The organism is Branchiibius cervicis, from assembly GCF_042661605.1.
GTDB classification, from domain to species: Bacteria; Actinomycetota; Actinomycetes; order Actinomycetales; family Dermatophilaceae; genus Branchiibius; species Branchiibius cervicis.
In genome coordinates, this window is sequence record NZ_JBHSWJ010000002.1 from 1470711 (window position 1) to 1490022 (window position 19312).

Consider the following 19312-nt stretch of genomic DNA (forward strand, 5'->3'; position numbering starts at 1 on the left):
CTGACGTGCCGACGGTTTCAGCCAGGTGCCGGTACGCCGTCATCGCCATCGATGCCGGGAACAGCAAGACCGATGGGTTGTTGATAGCCGCCGACGGCCAGGTGGTCGCCAGCGCGCGCAGTGGCCCGTTCCGCCCGCATCAGGTGGGCGTTGGTGCTGCGGTCGACAGCCTGGCTGCGCTGGTGGAGCAGTTGCGCTCGGCGGTCGGTGCTCGGGCCGGTGTTCCTGTGGCGCAACACGTTTCGGCGTGTCTGGCCAATGCGGACCTGGACCGCGAGGTCACGGCGCTGCATGATCAGATCGCTGGTCGGGGGTGGTCGCAGACCACTACGGTCCGCAACGACACGTTCGGGCTCCTGCGGGCCGGTCTCGATGCGCCGGATGGTGTGGCCGTGGTCTGCGGGGCGGGGATCAACTGCGCCGGGATCTGCGCGGACGGGACGACCGCGCGCTTTGCCGCGGTCGGTCACATCTCCGGGGATTGGGGCGGTGGCGGGGGCCTATGGCAGGAGGCGATGTGGTGGGCGGCCAGAGCCGAGGATGGTCGAGGTCCGGAAACGGCGTTGCGCGAGGCCCTACCGCGAAGTGTCGGGTTGGACTCGATGGCCGAGCTGATCGCGGCGGTGCACCTCGGCGATCTACCGGAGACCTCCTGCCTGCAGATGACGCCCTTGTTGTTCGAGGTCTCCGCATCGGGGGACCAGGTCGCGCGAGGGATAGTCCTTCGCCAGGCTGAGGAAGTCGTCCGGCTTGCCGTAGCCGCCATCCGGAGGCTGGGCCGCGCGGGAACGCCGATCGACGTGGTTCTGGGTGGCGGAGTTCTCACGGCCGGACACCGCGACCTCATGACAGAGATCGACCGTCTGCTCACCGAGAGCCAGCCGCACGCGCGAACCCGCGTGGTGCGCGCGGCCCCGGTGTTGGGCGCGGGTTTGCTGGGTCTGGACGAGATGGGTGCTGACCAGGAGTCGAAACTACGATTGCGGACCACCTTCGCCTCCTGATGGCCTCACAGGTGCTTCGCGGCTTCCCTGCTGCTCAACGGCGACAGCTCGTGGGTAGCCAGATAGCTGCGCACCCACTCCGGATGAGCACGAGCAGCATCGCGCAGTGCCCACCCGATCGCCTTGCGGATGAAGAACTCGCGGTCCTGACGGTTGGGCTCGATCACCTCGGCGAGCAATGTCAGATCGGTGTCTTCGCCGCGACCCAATTGAGCGATGATGGATGCCCGCCGGATCCAGAGATTCTCGTCCCGGCTCCAGCGCCGCAGCAGGTCGGGCATCCCGACAACGTCCGCGTCGAGCAGCTCCCGTAAGCGGTGAGCCGCCTCGTCGACGTAATCCCACCACTGCCCGTCCCGGATGAAGTGCTCCAGCGGTGCCAGTGAATCAGCCCGCCCAGCAACGTTTTTCGTGGCCAACAGAGCAAGGGCCGCGTAGCGCTCTTCCCGGTGGGTCGCCTCGTCCCACAGCCGCAGCGCTGCAGCGCGAGATGTGTCCGGGTCGGTCACAGCTCGCGCGGCTGTGCGGGCGATCCGTCGCGCAGTCGGCACGCGTACACCCAGGTAGGGCATGGCTGACTTCATGTACTGCTGCTGTCCCGGAGCGAGCAGCGGATCAGCTATCGAGCGCAATTCGCGCCGGATGTCCTCAACGAGGAGGTCAGCCGTGCTCATCGAGGGGTTGGCGGATCAGACCCGGATGGTGGCCAGGTAGTCTCCGATCCGGGTCAAGGCCTCAGTGAGGTCCTCGACCGACGGCAGGGTCACCAGGCGGAAGTGATCGGGATCCGGCCAGTTGAAGCCGGTGCCGTGGGTGACCAGGATCTTGGTCTCGCGCAGCAGATCGATCACGAACTTCTCGTCGTCCGCGATCGGATAGACCTGCGGGTCCAGCCGCGGGAAGCAGTACAGCGCACCCATCGGCTTGACGCAGGAGACCCCCGGGATGTCGTTGAGCATTTCGTAGGCCACGTTGCGCTGCTCCAGCAGCCGGCCGCCCGGCAGCAACAGGTCGTTGATCGACTGGTAACCGCCGAGCGCGGTTTGAATCGCGTGTTGGGCAGGGACATTCGCGCACATCCGCATATTCGCCAGCAGGGTGAGGCCTTCGAGGAAGTCCGTGGCCCGGTGGCGGGGACCGGTGATAGTGACCCACCCGCTGCGGAACCCGGCAACCCGGTATGCCTTGGACAGGCCGCTGAACGTCAGACAGAGCACGTCCTCACCGGCGAACCCGGCCAGGTGATGGTGGACCGCACCGTCGAAGAGGATCTTCTCGTAGATCTCGTCGGCGAAGAGCACCAGATCGTGGCGACGGGCAATGTCGGCCAGGCCTTGCAGGATCTCGGGGGAGTAGACCGCGCCGGTCGGATTGTTCGGATTGATGACGACCAACGCATGCGTGTTCTCGGTGATTTTGGCTTCGATGTCGGCGAGGTCGGGATTCCAACCATCGGCCTCGTCGCAGCGGTAATGAACCGGTGTGCCCCCGGCAAGGGAAACCGCGCCGGTCCACAGCGGGTAGTCCGGTGCGGGAACCAGGATCTCGTTGCCGTCGTCGACGAACGCCTGCAGCACCAGCGAGATCATCTCGCTGACGCCGTTGCCGATGAACACGTCTTCGACCCGGACATCGGTCAGCCCCTCGGCCTGATAAAAGTTCGCAACCGCCGTGCGGGCCGAGTAGATGCCGCGCGAGTCGCTGTACCCCTGGGCATTGGGCAGGTGGTGCACCATGTCCTGCAGGATCGTCTCGGGTGCTTCGAACCCGAAAGGTGCCGGGTTGCCGATGTTCAGCTTGAGGATCCGATGGCCCTCGGCCTCCAGACGCTCGGCCTCGACCAGGATCGGACCGCGCACGTCGTACCGCACGTGCTGGAGCTTCTTGGACTGTCGGATATCGCGGGCCACGGCCGAATTATCGCACCGCTGCGGCTAGGCCGCGCTGGCTCCGTCCCGGATCCGGACGGTGGACCCCGCTTCGGAGCGCCGCACCTCCAGTTGCGAAGGGATGCGCTGCCGCAGGTCAGGAACATGGCTGACGATCCCGACGACGCGGTCACCGGTGCGCAATTCGTCCAGCACCTGCAACACCCGGTCCAGCGTGTCCTGATCCAGCGAGCCGAAACCCTCATCGACCAGCAGGGTCTCCAGCGGTCGTCCGCCGGTCTCGGCGAGGACGGCGTCACCCAACCCCAGCGCGAGGGCCAGCGATGCCATGAAGGACTCGCCACCGGACAGCGTCGCGGTGTCTCGCGTCTGCCCGGTCCAGGCATCCCGCACCACCAGCCCCAGGCCGCTGCGGGCCCCGTGCTTGGCGCGGGCGTCGCTGTGCTCGAGGGTGAATCGCCCGTCGCTCATCGCCGTCAGCCGTTCGTTCGCGAACCTGGTCACGGACTCCAGCCGCGCGGCGAGGACGTATGCGGACAGCCGCATCCGCAACGCGTTGTCCTCGCCCGTGCCGTTGACCGTATCGGCGAGGGTCGCCACCGTAGTGAAGGCTCGCTCCGCCGCAACGTACGCCGAGTGCACCGCGCCGAGGTCACCGGTCAGAGCGCGCAGCCGGGTGACGGTTGCCTCCAGCCCGGTCGCCGCCGCCCGCTCGTCGGCGGCCCGCTCTTCGGCCACGGCGGCGGCGGCTTGCAGTGCATCGAGGTCGTCCGGCGCGGCCGCGCAGGCGGCGACGACCGCCGGGAGTTCGAGAACGGCGGTCGTGGCCTGCAGCCGGGCGTCGTAGTCGGCGATGTCGGCCTCGAGAACGGCACATTCTTCGGCGGTGCAGCGTGACTCGTTGTAATCCCCGATATCGGCGAAGCCGTGTTTCTGCAACGCTGTTGCGAGGTCGCCGGCGGCTTCCTCGGCGAGCGCCCGATCGGTCGTGACCCCCGCCAGTAGTCGGACGATCTCATCGATTGCTGCGACCGCCTCGGCGTGACCGTCCGCGTCACCGGCGCAGGCGCACGTCTCGGTATGTTGCTTCTCCGCTGCCGCAATGGCGCTGGACAGGTCGTCGATCTCGGCGTCGGTGTCCGCGAGCCGGGCACGCGCCGTCACGAGATCGGCGGTGGCAGCGGCCAGTTCGGTGGACACGACATCGGCGCTCTCCGCGAGTTCATCGAGGTCTCGCATCGCCCGTCTCACCCGCTCGACCTCGTCGGAGGCCGACCGCTGCACCTGTGCCAGCCCAGCGGTGCACGTCTCGATGACGTCCGCGGTCAACGGTGCTGTGGCGGACCAGACCGCACTCGCGGTCGAGACGAGGGTTGCCGGAAGCCATTGCTCGACCTGTGACCAGTCCGGCAGGTCCGAATGAGTTGCTTCCCAATGGGTTTGCGCAACCGTCAGCCGTGCCTGTGAGGCGGCGAACGCTTGGTCAGCCGCGGCTGCCTCGGCGACGGTGCGGTCCGCCGTGGCCGACGCCGCTGCGACATCGTCGGCGGTCACGGCGTCGTCGGTCGGTGTCGCGGGGGAGGGTGGGCCGCGGATCCGCAGACCGGGCACGGGACGCCGTTCTCCAGATCGGCACCGAGTTCAGCAGCGATCCCGGCGAGGCGTGCCGCCCGCAGCCGGTCGACTTCGGCGCGGGCCTCGCCGCTGGCTGCTTGGGCGAGGGCCGCCGTCCGCACCGCCGACTCGCAGGCAGCCCGAGCGTGCGTGACCGCTGCGGACGCCGCCGCCAACTTGCCGAGGGCATCGATCGCCGCGTTGACCGTAGTCCAGCGAGCGGTGGCTGCCTCGGAACCGGCTGTCACAGCGCGCAACGCCGTCTGCGCAGCTTCCGTTTCCACTTGTTGTGCACGCAGGTTCTCGACCCGGCCCGCAGCAGCAATTTCGCTGCGGTTCAGTGACTCTCGCCGTTCGTGAAGCCGGTGCAGTGAGCTGTGCTTCTGGGAGAGACCGTCCAGCGCGCGGCCACCGGTGAGCAGTGACGCCGTGAGTTCCGCCCACCATTCATCGGCGCCGTTGCCTCGGAGGACGGCGGGGAGCGACGCAACGGCGGTCTCGAACGCGGCCCGCGACACATCCCGGCGGCCGGTACGTAGCCGGTGCATTTCCGCCAGCGGATCGACCTGCAGGGCGCGGCGGGCCGCGGCCAGCCGGCGCCTTCGCGCCGACTGCAGCGGTGCCGCGGCCAGCAACTCGTCTCGCTGCTGGATCGCGGCTGCGGCTTCCGCCCGGCGAACTGAACGCTGCTGTGCGGCCACGAACGTCTGGCGGGCGGTCGCGGAAGCATCGGCCGCGGTGTGCGCCCGGGCCATGGCCTCGGTGGCCTCCTCCTCCAACCGGGCCAGAAATCCGGATACCGCAGACGGAAGGTCGGTGTCCGGAAGCGGCTCCTCGCGGCCACTGGCCACCAGCACCTCATCGATCCGGTCCCGGCACCGGGCGACAGCGGTGGCGGCCTCGTCGCGCCGGGTACGGGCGATCGATCGGCGCTCGGTCAACCACTTCTCCACACCGCGGTAGCGGTCGACGGAGAACAACCGCTCGAGCAGCACACCCCGGTCATCGGGTTTGGCGCGCAGGAAGGCCGCGAATTCACCCTGAGGCAGCAGGATCAGCTGGACGAACTGCTGCAGGTCCAGGCCCAGGGTGCGTTTGATGAACTCACCGGTCTCCTGCTCCTTGACCGCCTGCTCCTGCCACCGACCGTCGCGCAGTTCTTCCAGACGCACCGTCGAGCGGCGGGTCGTGGGCTGACCTTTCTTGCTGACCACCTCGTAACTGGCCGTGCGAGCGATCCGCAAGCGCCGACCGGCCACCGAGAACTCCATGCTGACGGTGGGCTGCACGCCCGGAGCATGGTCACTGGCAACCGTCACCGCGCCGGTCGAAACCCGCTGCCGCGGAATGCTGCCGAACAGGGCGAAGCACATCGCGTCCAGGAGGCTCGATTTGCCCGCGCCGGTGCGGCCGTGGATCAGGAAGAGACCCGCTGCGCCGACGGCATCGAAGTCAATGTCCTGCGATTGGGCGAACGGGCCGAATGCGGTCAGCGAGAGCCGATGGATCTTCATGCGCTACGCACCGCGTCGTCGGACAATTCCTCCCGGTCGGCACGGTCGGCGACGGCCAGGGCGGCGCGCAGCAGTTCGGACTCGTCGTCGGAGGCGCCCGTGCCCCCGCGCACGTGCGAGAGGAAACCACAGCACACGTCCAATTCACCTCGGCCGCGGACCTTCTCGGCATACCCGCGACGTGCAGCCAGGTCTGTCGTCTCCGATGCGAACTGCAGGCTGAGCGTATGCGGGAAGCGCCGGCGTACCCGGTCCATCGCCCCCAGCGGTCGCGTCGGGTCGGTGAGCGTCACCTCGCACCAGGCGCCCTCGGCGTACGAGAAGGCCGACGACGACAACAGCTCCGACAATGCGCCGCGCAATCGGACCACGGGCCGCTCGACGGGCGCCGCGATCGTCTCCCGCGACAGCACGCCGCCGACGATCGACACCAGCTCGGTGCCCTTGACGTGGTCGGCTTCGCTGAAGGACATGGCCACGGGCGATCCGCAGTAGACCACGGATTCGGTCACCGCTTGCGGGCGGTGCAGGTGCCCCAGGGCCGCATAGTCGAACTGCTCGAAGACCGCCGCAGGCACCGCCGCCAGGCCCCCGACGCTGATGTCGCGCTCGGAGTCCGACGAGGTCGCCCCGGTGACGAACGTGTGCGCCATCGCGACCGTGGGTCCGGCGCAGGCGGGAAGGTCGGCCAGCGCGGCCCGGAGCACTCCGGCGTGGGTGCGTTCGGTCGCCCCCAGTGCGTCCGCGACACTGGCGGGCTCCAGGTAGGGGACGGGGACCACGAAACCGTCACCGACCGGGATCGGCCGTCCGACCGATGACACGTGCGAGCGGATATGCAGCCCGGCGGACTCGAGCATCCGGGCGCCGAAGCCCAGTCGGACCGCCGAATCGTGGTTGCCGCTGGTCACGATGACCTGGGCACCGGTGTCCAGCAGACGGCTCAGCGCGTCGTCGAGCAGCGCAACGGTCTCCGGGGAGGGAATGGCCCGGTCGTAGATGTCGCCGGAGACCAGCACCGCGTCCACCGCTTCGCGGCGAGCAACCTCGATCAGATGATCGAGGTACGACTCGTGCGCAGCCCGTAGTCCGGCCCCGTGGAACGAGCGTCCCAGGTGCCAGTCGGAGGTGTGCAAGAAGCGCATGGCTGCACCATAAGCGCGACCTCCGACAGCCTTGGCCAGGCGCGCCTAGGCTGACCCTATGGGTGACGAGGTTGCAGGCACCGGATTCACGCGCGAGGACCGCCAGCGGTACCGCGAAAAGGTGCGTCAGAATCTCGATGTCTTCGAACGGATGCTGCGTACGCACGCCTTCCCCGCCGAGAAGCGCCTGACCGGCATGGAGATCGAACTCAACCTGGTCGACGCGCAGATGCAACCAGCGATGAAGAACGCCAGCATCCTGGAGGCGATTGCCGATCCGGACTATCAGACCGAGCTGGGTCAGTACAACATCGAACTCAACGTCCCACCCCGCGCCCTGCCCGGCGACGCGCCACGGCAGTTGGAGGAAGACCTGCGGGCCAGTCTCAACGAGGCCGAACGCCGTGCGCGCGAGCACGACGTGCGGATCTGCGCCATCGGAATCCTGCCGACGCTGATGCCGGAGCACTTCGACGCCGACTGGATGAGCGCCAATAACCGCTACCTGGCGTTGAACGAGTCCATCGTCAACGCCCGTGGCGAGGACATCTTCATCGATATCCAGGGCATGACGGGGGAGCGCTTGGCGACGTACGCCGATACGATCGCTCCCGAATCTGCCTGCACCTCAGTGCAATTGCACTTGCAAGTCGAGCCGATGCAATTCGCCGACTACTGGAACGCCGCGCAGGCCGTTGCCGGGCTGCAACTGGCCATGGGGGCGAACTCGCCGTACTTCTACGGTCGGCGGCTGTGGGCCGAGACGCGGGTCGAGTTGTTCGCCCAGGCAACCGACACGCGTGCGGTCGAGTTGAAGAACCAAGGGGTCAGGCCGCGCGTGTGGTTCGGGGAGCGGTGGATCACCAGCATCTTCGACCTCTTCGAGGAGAACGTGCGCTATTTCCCGGCGCTGCTGCCGGAGTGCTCCGAGGAGGATCCGGTCGCCGTCCTCGATGAGGGCGGCGCGCCCGCCCTGCAGGAGCTGCGGCTGCACAACGGCACCATCTACCGCTGGAACCGGCCGATCTACGACGTGGTGGACGGCCAGCCGCACTTGCGCGTCGAGAACCGGGTCCTGCCAGCAGGTCCGAGTATCGTTGACACGCTGGCTAATTCAGCCTTCTACTTCGGCTTGATGGACCGCTTGACTGCCGACGAGCGGCCGGTATGGACGCGGATGAGCTTCGCCGCGGCGTACGCCAACTTCACCGAGTGCGCGCGCCGTGGGATCGAGGCCGAGGTCTACTGGCCCGGTTACGGAACGGTGACCGCCGTCGAGTTGGTGCAGCGTCACCTGGTGCCCCTGGCGTACGACGGCCTGGCGCACCGGGGCGTGGCGCACGACGTGGCCGCGCGCTACCTGGGCATCATCGAGGAACGCTGCCGCCGTGAGGTGAACGGTGCCTCGTGGCAGATCGCCTGCGTCGAGGAGCTGGAGCGCAAGGGTGCTGATCGGCGTACGGCGCTGGCCGGAATGCTCGAGCGTTACCTCGAGCACATGGGGGACAACGCGCCCGTCCACACGTGGTGAGCTAATGCCGCTCGCGCCGGTTCCACACCTCGATGCTCGGGTACTGGTGGTAGTAGCCCAGGATCGAAACCGCGCCCGCGTCCAGGCGCAGCTGACCGGCGAAGCGCGGGTTCTTCTGCAGGAAGGTCGCGGCGAAGATACGTAACGAGTGACCGTGGGCGACCAGTGCGACGTTGGAGTCCTCCAGCAGGGGAGGACCCGGTTGACCACGTGGCTGACCCGGGCGGACACGTCCTCGACCGTCTCACCGGGAGTCTCCCCGGGCACGACACCGTTGGTGAAGATCTCCCAGTCCGGATTGCCGATCTGCTCGCGGATCTGGTCGGTCGTCAGGCCCTCGTAGCCGCCGTAATCCCACTCGCGCAGGTCCTGATCGATCTCGTAGTCGGTGAAGCCGGCCAGTTCGGCGGTCTGCCGGGCGCGCAGCAGCGGGGAGACCAGCACATGCTTGATGTCGAGGTGTTTGACCAGCTCGCCGGCGCGCCGGGCACCTTGCTCGCCTTCGGGAAGCAACGGCAGATCGGTGACGCCGGTGTGCTGACCGGTGAGCGACCACTTGGTCTCCCCGTGCCGGATCAGCACGATGTAGTTGTCCGGGAAGTGCTTGCGGTCGGTCTGCTGGGTCACGCTCTCTACGCTAGTGGAATGACCAACCACCGCAGTGTGAGCATCACCCGTACCGCCGCCGGCCACTTCACCGCGACCAACGCCCGTGGCGGCACCTTGGACTTCGGTGACGCCAGCGACGATCTGTTCAGTCCCGTCGAACTACTGCTGACCGCGATCGCCGGCTGCAGCGCCATCGACGTCGACATCTTCACCACTCGGCGCGCCGAGCCGACCGCCTTCGACGTCGTCGCCGAGGGCGACAAGCTGCGCGATGAGGAGGGCAACCACATGGGCCCGATCGACGTCACCTTCACGGTGCGGTTCCCCGAGGGTGAGGCGGGGGACGCGGCGCGCGCGGAGCTGCCGGACGCCGTACGCCGATCGCACGAGCGCCTGTGCACCGTGAGCCGGACCGTGTTGTTGCCGACCGACGTGTCGATGCACATCGACTGAGATGGAGTACGTCGTCCTGCTGCGGGCCGTGAACGTCGCGCCCCGCTGGGTAAAGATGGCTCGACTGCGAGAAGTTCTGCAGGACAACGGATTCGAGGTAGAGACCTACATCCAGAGCGGCAACCTGCTCATCGGGACCCGCAAGCGGAGCGTGGCCGCAGTGCGGTCGTCCCTGGAGCGGGTCATCGCGGAAGAGTTCGGCTTCGCCGTGCCGTGCATTGTCCGCACGCCCGCCCAGCTGCGCGAGATCTTGGCGTGGGTGGATGCTCTGGCCAGTCCGCTACCGGACGCGACCCGGCAATACGTGACATTCTTCGCTGAGCCGATCCCGCACGAGAAGGTGCTCGAACTGGACCATTGGGACATCGACGGCGAGCGGGTGCACGCCCGGGCCGGCGAGGCCGTCTGGTGGTTGGCGAAGTCGGCACACGAGGCGAAGCTCAGCAACGCCCGGCTGGAGCGCGGCGGTCACGTCGCGACGACGCGGGACCTGAAAGTCGTTCGCACTCTCGTCGATCGCTGGGCACCATAGTCCTCATGCGCTGGACATCCCTCGACGACGTCGCCGCCTGGACCGAACTCACCAACGAGCTCGCCCGGTTCGATGACACCGATGAGTTCTACGACGAGGAAGACCTGGCCGAGGAACTGACCGAGGACGGCGTCGACCCGGCCAGGGACCTCATGGCCGTGTGGGACGGCGATCAGCTGGTCGCCTACGGGCAGGTCCGCGTCCGCGGCATCGACAGCCAAGGTTTCGTGGGTGCCACCCTCAGCGGCGGGGTGCGGCCGTCGCATCGCGGTCGCGGCATCGGACGGGAACTCATCGCACGCGAGGAGGAGCGCGCAGTCCATCTGGCCCGCAGCCGGTTCCCCGGTGTGGACATCCGGCTCAAAGCAGAAGGTCTGACCGACGGCGCGAGCGTCCGCCCGCTGCTGGAGCACCGTGGCTACCGGCCGGTGCGTTACTTCACCCAGATGCAAATCACCGATCTTCAGGACCAGGATCTCCCGGCTCCCGGCGGGATCACCCGGCCGCTGGACCTCACTGACGCCGGGCTGGTCGAGCAGGTCCGGCTCGCGCATTGCGAGGCCTTCGCCGACCACTGGGGCTCGGCGCCGCCCACGGCACAGCAATGGGCAGACCGGATGGGTTCCCGGTCGCTGCGCCCGGAGCAATCCTCGCTGGTGGTCGCCCACGACGGCACCGTCAACGCCTATGTGATCAGCGAGAGCTGGGTGGCCGGCGAGCTGTACATCGGTAGCGTCGGCACCCGCCGAGCCGCCCGGGGCCGGGGGCTGGCCCGGCTGGCGTTGCTCGCGACCCTGGTGGCGGCGAAGCAAGCGCACTACGCCGTCGCCGACCTGCACGTCGACTCCGAGAACCCCACCGGGGCCCTCGGACTCTACGAGGGGCTCGGCTTCCGCGCACGGCGGGTCTTCGCGGCCTACGCAAAGGACCTGCCAGCCAATACCGTGGGGTGATGGCCCGCTACTTCGACGTCCACCCGCAGGATCCCCAGCCCCGCAGCGTCCGGCAGGTCGTTGACATCCTGCGCGACGGGGGCTGATCGCCTACCCCACCGACTCGTGTTTCGCGCTCGGCGCCATGCTCGGCAACGCCGACGCCAAGGACCGGATCGTGCGGATCCGGCACCTGGACGACAAGCACCACTTCACGATCGTCTGCCACGACTTCAGCCAGCTCGGGCAGTTGGTGCAACTGGACAACGCGACTTTCCGGGCCATCAAAGCGGCGACGCCAGGCAGCTACACCTTCATCGTTCCGGCCACCTCCGAGGTGCCGCGCCGCCTGCTGCATCCCAAGAAGCGCACCGTCGGAGTCCGCATCGTCGACCATCCGGTGGCGTGTGCCGTCCTGCAGGAGCTGGGCGAGCCGATGCTCTCGAGCACGCTGCTGCTGCCCGGGCAGGAGGAACCCATGGTGGACGGCTGGGCGATCAAAGAGGAACTGGACCACCAGATCGATGCGGTCATCGACTCCGGCGAGTGCGGCACCGAACCGACCACCGTCGTGGACTTCTCCGCCGGCTACCCCGAGATCATCCGCGTCGGCGCCGGTGACCCCTCGCGTTTCGAGTGAACCGGTCGCCGTGGAATCTGTCGCAGCGGCCGCCGGTCGACGGCGGCTGGACCCGCATCGAACCCTGGTGGCCGGGTTTGTACGCCGTGATCGCGTTGACCGGGCACGCGTTCGTCAGTGCGCCCTCCTCCTGGAGCGACGATGCGCTGACCGCACTAGGGGTCGACGGCTTCGGGGAGCGCACGACCCGCGCGTGCTGGTCGCTCTGGCGGGCCCGGACGGGTGGATCGACGTACTGGACCAGATCCTGATCGCCCAGCCGTTGGACGAGTCTGCGACGCTCGTCGAGCGTCACGATCTGGATGATCACCCGCGGGTACGTCGAGCGCGGGAGTTGCGCTCGCAGGTGAAGGTTTTCGGCGATGCACGCAGCGTCCTCGTGCTGGGCCGCGGCATCGCCGGCTACCTGGAAGCAGCCTTCGAAGTCGATCCCGCCCTGCGCGGTCAGGGGCTGGGGCGCGAGCTGCTGCTGGAGGCCCGACGGCTCTCGGACGAGCCGGTGCTCGTGGCGGTCTCGCCGGGGAACGTCGCGAGCACCCGCGCAGCATTGGCGGCCGGATACTTTCCGGTGGGTGCCGTGCAGCTGTACCGGCCTAGTGTTTGAGCATGACCAAAGCACTCCTCGTCACCGAACACGGCGACCGCTTCGTCCTGGCGGTCCGCGACATCGAAGTTCCGGCGCCCGGCCCTGAGCAGGTGCAGGTGCGCGTTGCTGCCGCGGGCGTGAATTTCATCGACGTGTACAAACGCCAGGGTGTCTATCCGCAGGACACACCCTTCACCCTCGGTGAGGAAGGAGCCGGCGTCGTCGAACAGGTCGGCTCCGGGGTCACCGACGTCTCCGTCGGGGATCGGGTGGCCTGGGGGCAAGCCGCCGGCAGTGCTGCGGAACTGGTGAATCTTCCTGCAGCGCTGACGGTTCCGGTGCCCGATGATCTCGATCTGGAGGTCGCTGCCGCCGCGATGCTGCAGGGGATGACCGCGCACTATCTGGTCAACTCGACGTGGCCGGTCAAGGCGGGCGAGATCGCCCTGGTGCATGCCGCGGCCGGCGGGGTCGGCCAGTTGCTGGTCCAGCTGATCACCGCGAAAGGCGCCACGGTCGTGGCGACCGCCGGCACGCCGGAAAAGCTCGAAATCGCCCGGAGGCTCGGTGCCCACCACGCGATCGACTACACCGGGTTGTCCACCGACGATCTGGCTGACGCGGTACGCGAGGCGGCAGGACGGGGCGTCGACGTCGCCTACGACGGTGTCGGCAAAGCAACATTCGACGCATCGCTGAAGTCCTTGCGTCCCCGGGGGATGGGCGTGCTCTTCGGCGGTGCGAGCGGACAGGTCCCGCCGTTCGACCTGCAGCGGCTGAACCAGCTCGGCTCGCTCTTCGTCACCAGGCCGTCGCTGGGTGCCTACCTGCAGACCCGCGAGGAGCTGCTGTGGCGGGCCGAGGACATCCTCGGCGGACTGGCCGACGGCTCCTTGAAACTCGACATCGGCGGCCGGTACCCCCTGGCCGACGCGGCGGATGCCTACGCGGCGCTGGAGGGCCGGGCCACAACCGGGAAGTTGATCCTCACGATGTGAGCTCGCGCAGGAAGTCGGCGGTCAGATCCAGCACGTGCCGGCCGGCAACAGTGTCGTAGCGCACTTCGTACTCGTGGTCCAGGCCTTCGCCAGTGCCCTGATGGATGTCGGTCACCATGGGGACGCCGTTGCGCTGCAGGGCATCTCGCAACTCGATCACTTGGCCGGTCATCGGGTCCGCGTCGCCACCGGTGAGCAGCGTGGCCGGCCAGGACGGCGTCACCCAGCGGACCGCTGATAGTTCGTCGAGGCGGGCAAGCGCATGCCAGTCCTTGCGACCGGTGTAGGCCGGCAGGAAGACCTTGAGGAAGGGAAACCCCGTCTGAGCAAGGGTGTCCATGTTGGACGGACCGCAGTAGAGCGTTGCGCCTCGCACCGTCAGATCTGCCGGCGTCGTGCCCATCCTCCGGGCCAACTCCGGGTTGGTCTGCATTCCGACCAGTTGCGCGGCCAGACCGCTCCCGGCCGAATCTCCGCCGAGAACGACCCGCCCGGAATCGATGCCGAGGGCAGCTGCGTTCGCGGCGACGTACTGCAGGAGGGTGTGGCCCTGCAGCACCGCCGTCGGGTACGCCGATTCCGGACTCAGCGCGTAGTCCGCCGAGATCACAACCCACCCGGTCGCCTCCGCGAGCCCGGTGGCCAGACAGCAGGCGGCGGTCCTGCTACCCGCCACGAAGCCGCCGCCATGCCACCAGATGAGCACCGGCAGCCTTTCGGGCCGTCGCGCCGGGCGATAGATGTCGACGGCGAACGGCGGTTCACCGCCGGGGATGTCCACGTCGCGGGTGATGAAAAGCCGGGCTTGTTTCTCGGCGAAGCCGGGCAGGGTGTGCCGGTGCCTGGCCGCGAGCGGCCGGAGGAGACGTAGTGCCGGACGCCAGCGCTGATAAGTCGGTGCTGTCACACTGTGAAGTGTGAACGACGCGAGTGAAGAGCCCGTCCGCACCCTCATCCCGGTCCCGGCGAATGAGCGCCCGCGCCGCACCCGTCGGACCGCGCGCGTCCTGCTGCTCGACGAGCAGGACCGGGTGCTGTTGTTCACCGACACCGACCCCGGGATGGCCGACTCGCGCTGGTGGATCACCCCCGGCGGCGGGATTGAGGATGGTGAGTCCGAGCAGGTCGCTGCGGTCCGGGAGGTCGCGGAGGAGACCGGGCTACAACTGCGCGACGATCAGCTCTTCGGCCCGCTGATGGTGCGCCACGTCGTCCACGGTTACACCGACGTGGTCATCGACCAGCACGACACCTTCTTCTTCGCGCGGGTTCCGCAGTTCGAGATCTCCACGGCCGGGCACACGCAGGAGGAGCGGATCACGATGGTGTCGTGGTCCTGGTGGAGTGAGCAGGAGTTGCGGCAGACCGCCGAAATCGTCTGGCCCATAGGCTTACTCGAGCTGTTGCAGGAGATCGCACGATTCGAGGTGGCGGCCGATCGATCGGCGTACCCGGTCGACTACGGGTCGGTGGAGGAGTCCACCGTCCCGGGTGTGCTGTAGCCCGGTCGCGCATGTCAGGGTTGGGCCATGGTCACCACGGAACGCACCTTCCGCGTCAACGTCCCGGTCGAGCGGGCGCGCGCCTACCTGCGCGACTTCGCCAACGCCATCGACTGGGACCCGGGCACGGTGTCGTGCGTCCAGCAGGATGACGGTCCGATCGCACAGGGCACCAGGTGGGACAACGTGTCCGAGGTCTTCGGCCGCAAGACCGAGCTGACCTACGAACTGACCCGGGACGATCCGACGCGGATCATCTTCAAGGGGACCAACAAGACCGCCACCTCGATCGACGACATCACCCTCACCGAGGTCGGCGATGGTGCCCTCGACCTGCGCTACCGCTCGGAGGTCACCTTCAACGGCATCGCCAAGGTGGCCAGCCCGCTGCTGAAGATCGCCTTCGCGAAGATCGCCGCTCAGATGGAGCAGGAGATGCCCGGCATCATCGAGCGGAAGGCGTAGCCACCGGTTCGCTGGCGTAACGTCCCGCCAGCCAGGAACACATCATCAGCTGGACCTGATGGAAGATCATCAGCGGCAGCACGATCAACCCGACCGTCCCCGCGGAGAAGAGCACCGCTGCCATCGGCAGCCCGCTGGCCAACGACTTCTTGGTCCCACAGAACTGGATGGCGATCATGTCCGCACGGTTGAACCCGAGCCGCAGCGCCGACCAGCGCGTCAGCCACAGCATGAACAGCACCAGCAGCACCGACAACACCACCAGCACGATGATCTGCCAGACGGCGACCTTGCTCCAGATGCCCTCCCGGACGCCCTCGCTGAAGGCTGAGTAGACCACCAGCAGGATCGAGCAGCGGTCGACGTACTTGAGCCAGGATGCGTTCTTCTTCACCCAGCCGCCGATCAGCGGGCGCGCCAGCATGCCCAGGACGAACGGCAACAACAACTGCACGACGATGTCGAGGACTGCGCTGCCGGTGATCGAGATGTCACCGTCGACACCCATAAGTCCCGCGGCCACCATCACCACGACCAACAGCGGGGTCAGGAACACCCCGAGCAGGTTGGATGCGGACGCGCTGACGATGGCGCCGGCCACATTTCCCCGGGCAATCGAGGTGAACGCGATCGAGGACTGCACCGTGGAGGGGACCAGCGTCAGATAGAGCACTCCGGTGTAGAGCGGCGCCGACAGCAACCAGGGCGACAGGGCTCGCATCGCCACACCGACCAGTGGGAAGACGACGAACGTGAAGCACAGGATGAGCAGGTGCAGCCGCCAGTGCGCCAGACCCTCGAGGGCTTCGCGCGGATGCAACCGCGCGCCGTACAGGAAGAACAACAAGCCGATCGCGATGGCCACGATCTTGTCCAAGGTCGGGGCGAACGAGCCGGAGGCCGGGAAGATCGAGGCGACGACGACGGTGAGCAGAATGGACAGGACGAAACCGTCGATACCGATCTTCTTGAGCCACCCCACGGTCGGCTAGCCTACGCAGCGTGACTTCCGAGGCGACAGCCGACGTATACGACCGGTTGGGTGAAGCGCTGGACTCCAGCTCGTTGCCGTGGCGCACGTACGGCGGTCGGCCGGCTTTCAGCGGGCCGGCAACGACGGTCCGCTGCTTCCGCGACAACGCGCTCGTGAAGGAACTGCTCAACACCCCCGGGCAGGGTCGCGTCCTGGTCGTCGACGGCGGCGGCTCGATCGAGAGCGCACTGTGCGGGGACCTGATCGCCAAGGCCGCCACCGACAACGGCTGGGCGGGCATCGTGATCAACGGAGCCGTCCGCGACACCCAGGTGCTGTCGACGCTGGACATCGGGGTCGTCGCCCTGGGGTCCAATCCGCGCAAGTCCGCCAAGGACGGAGCTGGGCAGGTCGACGTACCCGTCACCTTCGGGGGCGCCACCTTCAGCCCGGGAGCCACGGTCTGGGCCGACCCGGACGGGGTTCTGGTCGAGCGCGGCTAACCGACTGGTTTGGCCTGGCAGTCGCCGAGGCTGTCCATGGCCTTGACCACCCGTGCGTAGGCCGTGGGGTTCTGGGTCGGCGACGTGGTGCGGATGATGTGGTGCGCCGGGATGTCCACGTGCGTCGGCTGGTAGGTCGCGGTCTGCGACCACCCGCCGGCGGTCTTGGTGAACGTGACGGTCGGGATCACACCGTCGGCGTTGGCGTCGGTGAGGATCGAGGCCTGGCCCTGGCCCTGGTTGGACAGGAAGTTGCCCATTCCGTAGAAGACGTACTTGCCGGAGAGGGTCGAGCAGGGCTGGATGACGTGCGCGTGCGCGCCGTAGATGGCATCGACGTACGGCGAGGCGAGCAGCTTCTGCGCGTACGTCGTCTGATCGGCGGTGGGCTGCTGCTGGTACTCCTTGCCCCAGTGCATGCTGATGACCACGATGTCGGCACCGGCCTCCTTGGCCTTCTTGGCTTCGGCGAGGATGCCGTCGACACCTTCCGCCGGCCATGAAGCATCGGCCAGCCACGGGGCGCTCGAGGGCACTTCGGGACTCGGGCCGGCCTTGTTGATCACGCTGTAGGCATAGGCGAACTGAGCGACTTTCACCGTGCCCACCTGGTAGACGGCGGGTGCACCCGCACCGCTTGCAGTCGCAGTCGCGCCGGCGACCTTCAAACCGGCCTTCTCCAACGTGGCCGGGGTCTGCTGGATACCGGCCAGTTGCATGTCCCAGGTGTGGTTGCTGGCGAAGGAGCACCCGTCGAAGCCGGCCTTCTTCTCGGCGGTCGCGATCTCCTTGGGCGCGTTGTAGACCAGGCCGGTGTGCTCGAGGTTGGTGTCGTTGGCCGAGATCGGAGTCTCCTGCTGGCAGATCGTCACGTCCGCCTTGCTGAGCGCCGCCTTCACGGGAGCGAACATCGGATCGAAGTCGTAGCCGGTCTCGCCGTTCTGCTTGGCGAAGGCAGCCGCGTTGCGGCGGACCGGACCGTGGATCAGGATGTCGCCGGATCCCGCGACGGTCACGGTCGTCCCGGTGGGGATACTCGAGCCCGGCGCGGTCGCCGGCGACGGCGCTGACGAAACTACCCCGGACGATGCGACGCCGGACGAAGCGACCGCTGAGGGGGCCTGCCCGAGTCGTTGGAGCATGCGCCGAGCGTGACGACAGCGCTCAGACACGCGGCAGCGGGCAGGAGACGGCGCATGGGCGAAACCCTATCCAGCCGGGTGATCGATGCGACGGAGCAACACCAGCACTTCATGATGCCGCGTTTGCGGAAACATCGCGAAGGCTCGTGCAGCGACCGGATGCAGCGACGGCATGGCCGCCAGGTCGCGGGCGAGCGAACCCGCGTTGCAACTGGAGTACAGGAGATATTCGACACCGGATTGCTCGATCCGCCCGGCGAGGGCACCGATACCGCGCCGCGGCGGATTGACGATGAGCAGCTCGGGTGCGTCGGTGCCCAGCTCCTGCTCCGCGTCGGCCGCTTCGAAGATGCACCGGGTGCCGGTCTGATCGAGCGCGGCCGCCGCACGCTGGGCCGAGGCCACCGCGGCCGCAGAGATCTCGATCCCGCGCAGGACCTGCGGTTGGCAGACCTGGGCGACGTGCAGGCCGAAGCCGCCGACCCCGCAGAACAGATCCCACACCAGCTTGGGTCGTAAATCCGAAACCCATTGCTGCGCTTGTTGATACAACATTGCTGCAACCGCGGTGTCGGTTTGGAAGAACGCCTGCGGGCCGAGGTAGAGAGTCAGCTCCGGCAGCCGCATCGGCAGTTCGGCCTGTTGGGTGAGCAGATGCTCCTCTGCGCCCTCGGTGGCCGCCCGGTGCTCCGGCAGGAGGTTGACCGACACCACCCGGGTCTGCGGAAGGTGCTCGGACAGATCGGGTAACGCGCGCTCCAGTTTGGCCAGCTGACCGGTCGATCGCAGCACGAACCGGATCATCAGTTCGTCATCGGGGGAGTGGGTCACCAGCAGGTGCTTGAGCTCCCCGCTGCGCTGAGGCACGTCGTACGGCGTGAGACCGGTGCGCGCGACGAAATCCGCCAGGGGCGGCAGGGCTGCGTGCAATCCCGGCTCGTAGAGGCCGCAGTCGCGCAGGTCCACGCCGCGGCCGGCGGTGTCCAGGATCCCGAGGGTGGGTGCTCCGCGCCGGCCGCCGACGACCAGTTTGGCCTTGTTCCGGAAGTGCGACTCCGGCCCGGCCGCCGGCGCGGACCACGCCTCAGTAGGGACGGTCGGCAAGGTCTCGCGCAGGTGACGGTCGAGGTCGGCCAGCTGCTCGGCGTACGGGACACCCATCAGCTCGCAACTGCGGCAGCGGTGGGAGTCGAAGTAGCCGCAGCGCACCCGTCGACTCTAAGCGGTCGGACCCGCTCGTCGGCCGGGGACAGGTCCAGCCACCCGCGTCCGGACTGACG

General features: G+C 67.8%; 21 protein-coding genes and 2 pseudogenes. 12 read left to right on the forward strand and 11 right to left on the reverse strand.

Annotated features, from left to right (window positions below):
* Positions 1-5: 5 nt before the first annotated feature.
* The gene (locus ACFQBT_RS07795; RefSeq protein WP_377821724.1) at positions 6-1004 is read left to right on the forward strand and encodes an N-acetylglucosamine kinase; all 999 of its coding nucleotides are present in this window, start codon (positions 6-8) and stop codon (positions 1002-1004) included.
* Between the two features lie 5 nt (positions 1005-1009).
* Here the strand turns inward: ACFQBT_RS07795 and ACFQBT_RS07800 are convergent, their stop codons facing one another.
* Genes ACFQBT_RS07800 through ACFQBT_RS07820 form a run of 5 tightly spaced genes read right to left on the reverse strand, consistent with a single transcriptional unit; the run spans position 1010 to position 7166 of the window.
* A complete protein-coding gene (locus tag ACFQBT_RS07800; RefSeq protein WP_377821726.1) occupies positions 1010-1678 on the reverse strand; it encodes a DNA alkylation repair protein in 669 nt (222 codons plus the stop codon).
* A 15-nt stretch (positions 1679-1693) separates the two neighbouring features.
* On the reverse strand, positions 1694-2914 hold the full coding sequence (locus tag ACFQBT_RS07805) for a pyridoxal phosphate-dependent aminotransferase (protein WP_377821727.1): 1221 nt from the start codon (positions 2912-2914) through the stop codon (positions 1694-1696).
* A gap of 24 nt (positions 2915-2938) precedes the next feature.
* Positions 2939-4447 (reverse strand): SbcC/MukB-like Walker B domain-containing protein, encoded by a 1509-nt coding sequence (locus ACFQBT_RS07810; RefSeq protein WP_377821729.1) that lies wholly within the window; start codon positions 4445-4447, stop codon positions 2939-2941.
* On the reverse strand, positions 4444-6021 hold the full coding sequence (locus tag ACFQBT_RS07815) for an AAA family ATPase (protein ID WP_377821731.1): 1578 nt from the start codon (positions 6019-6021) through the stop codon (positions 4444-4446). Before ACFQBT_RS07815 ends, ACFQBT_RS07810 begins: the two co-directional genes overlap by 4 nt.
* Positions 6018-7166, reverse strand: a complete 1149-nt coding sequence (locus ACFQBT_RS07820; protein ID WP_377821732.1) for an exonuclease SbcCD subunit D — start codon at positions 7164-7166, stop codon at positions 6018-6020. Before ACFQBT_RS07820 ends, ACFQBT_RS07815 begins: the two co-directional genes overlap by 4 nt.
* 58 nt (positions 7167-7224) lie before the next feature.
* On the opposite strand from ACFQBT_RS07820, the gene ACFQBT_RS07825 reads away from it, so the two are divergent.
* Positions 7225-8697 carry a glutamate-cysteine ligase family protein gene (locus ACFQBT_RS07825; protein WP_377821734.1) on the forward strand — a complete coding sequence of 491 codons (1473 nt, stop codon included), beginning with the start codon at positions 7225-7227 and terminating at the stop codon, positions 8695-8697.
* Position 8698: 1 nt separating this feature from the next.
* Here ACFQBT_RS07825 and ACFQBT_RS07830 read toward each other — a convergent pair whose 3' ends face one another.
* Both ACFQBT_RS07830 and ACFQBT_RS07835 read right to left on the reverse strand, forming a co-directional pair.
* On the reverse strand, positions 8699-8887 hold the full coding sequence (locus ACFQBT_RS07830) for a histidine phosphatase family protein (protein WP_377825404.1): 189 nt from the start codon (positions 8885-8887) through the stop codon (positions 8699-8701).
* A 65-nt stretch (positions 8888-8952) separates the two neighbouring features.
* Positions 8953-9390, reverse strand: a pseudogene (locus ACFQBT_RS07835) (histidine phosphatase family protein); the annotation flags it as partial.
* Between ACFQBT_RS07835 and ACFQBT_RS07840 the strand changes: the two are divergent.
* The 7 genes and pseudogenes from ACFQBT_RS07840 to ACFQBT_RS07870 all read left to right on the forward strand — a co-directional run bounded on the left by ACFQBT_RS07840 (position 9343) and on the right by ACFQBT_RS07870 (position 13447).
* Positions 9343-9759: an OsmC family protein gene (locus ACFQBT_RS07840; protein WP_377825406.1), complete on the forward strand. Its 417-nt coding sequence runs from the start codon at positions 9343-9345 to the stop codon at positions 9757-9759. The pseudogene ACFQBT_RS07835 and the gene ACFQBT_RS07840 overlap by 48 nt on opposite strands.
* A gap of 1 nt (position 9760) precedes the next feature.
* Entirely contained in the window at positions 9761-10291 is a 531-nt protein-coding gene (locus ACFQBT_RS07845; RefSeq protein WP_377821736.1) for a DUF1697 domain-containing protein, read from the forward strand.
* 5 nt (positions 10292-10296) lie between these two features.
* On the forward strand, positions 10297-11244 hold the full coding sequence (locus ACFQBT_RS07850; RefSeq protein ID WP_377821738.1) for a GNAT family N-acetyltransferase: 948 nt from the start codon (positions 10297-10299) through the stop codon (positions 11242-11244).
* A pseudogene (locus ACFQBT_RS07855) lies at positions 11244-11863 on the forward strand (L-threonylcarbamoyladenylate synthase). The gene ACFQBT_RS07850 and the pseudogene ACFQBT_RS07855 overlap by 1 nt, the downstream one beginning before the upstream one ends.
* Positions 11860-12114, forward strand: a complete 255-nt coding sequence (locus ACFQBT_RS07860) for a hypothetical protein (protein ID WP_377821740.1) — start codon at positions 11860-11862, stop codon at positions 12112-12114. The pseudogene ACFQBT_RS07855 and the gene ACFQBT_RS07860 overlap by 4 nt, the downstream one beginning before the upstream one ends.
* On the forward strand, positions 12057-12467 hold the full coding sequence (locus ACFQBT_RS07865; RefSeq protein WP_377821741.1) for a hypothetical protein: 411 nt from the start codon (positions 12057-12059) through the stop codon (positions 12465-12467). The genes ACFQBT_RS07860 and ACFQBT_RS07865 overlap by 58 nt, the downstream gene beginning before the upstream one ends.
* Positions 12468-12469: 2 nt before the next feature.
* Positions 12470-13447 (forward strand): quinone oxidoreductase family protein, encoded by a 978-nt coding sequence (locus tag ACFQBT_RS07870; protein ID WP_377821742.1) that lies wholly within the window; start codon positions 12470-12472, stop codon positions 13445-13447.
* Here the strand turns inward: ACFQBT_RS07870 and ACFQBT_RS07875 are convergent.
* Complete coding sequence (locus ACFQBT_RS07875) at positions 13437-14354, reverse strand: alpha/beta hydrolase (protein WP_377821743.1); 918 nt, start codon at positions 14352-14354, stop codon at positions 13437-13439. The two genes, ACFQBT_RS07870 and ACFQBT_RS07875, sit on opposite strands and share 11 nt — an antisense overlap.
* Positions 14355-14364: 10 nt before the next feature.
* Here ACFQBT_RS07875 and ACFQBT_RS07880 point away from each other — a divergent pair, with 10 nt between their 5' ends.
* Entirely contained in the window at positions 14365-14949 is a 585-nt protein-coding gene (locus ACFQBT_RS07880) for an NUDIX hydrolase (RefSeq protein ID WP_377821745.1), read from the forward strand.
* A gap of 27 nt (positions 14950-14976) precedes the next feature.
* Positions 14977-15414, forward strand: coding sequence for an SRPBCC family protein (locus ACFQBT_RS07885; RefSeq protein ID WP_377821746.1), 438 nt, complete (start codon positions 14977-14979; stop codon positions 15412-15414).
* Here ACFQBT_RS07885 and ACFQBT_RS07890 read toward each other — a convergent pair.
* Entirely contained in the window at positions 15395-16396 is a 1002-nt protein-coding gene (locus ACFQBT_RS07890; RefSeq protein ID WP_377821748.1) for a bile acid:sodium symporter family protein, read from the reverse strand. The genes ACFQBT_RS07885 and ACFQBT_RS07890 overlap by 20 nt on opposite strands.
* A gap of 20 nt (positions 16397-16416) precedes the next feature.
* On the opposite strand from ACFQBT_RS07890, the gene rraA reads away from it, so the two are divergent.
* The gene (gene rraA / locus ACFQBT_RS07895; RefSeq protein ID WP_377821750.1) at positions 16417-16890 is read left to right on the forward strand and encodes a ribonuclease E activity regulator RraA; all 474 of its coding nucleotides are present in this window, start codon (positions 16417-16419) and stop codon (positions 16888-16890) included.
* Here rraA and ACFQBT_RS07900 read toward each other — a convergent pair.
* Together ACFQBT_RS07900 and ACFQBT_RS07905 are read right to left on the reverse strand one after the other, a co-directional pair.
* Positions 16887-18032 carry a CapA family protein gene (locus ACFQBT_RS07900; RefSeq protein WP_377821752.1) on the reverse strand — a complete coding sequence of 382 codons (1146 nt, stop codon included), beginning with the start codon at positions 18030-18032 and terminating at the stop codon, positions 16887-16889. The genes rraA and ACFQBT_RS07900 overlap by 4 nt on opposite strands.
* 66 nt (positions 18033-18098) lie before the next feature.
* Entirely contained in the window at positions 18099-19241 is a 1143-nt protein-coding gene (locus ACFQBT_RS07905; protein ID WP_377821754.1) for a methyltransferase domain-containing protein, read from the reverse strand.
* Positions 19242-19312: the final 71 nt, after the last annotated feature.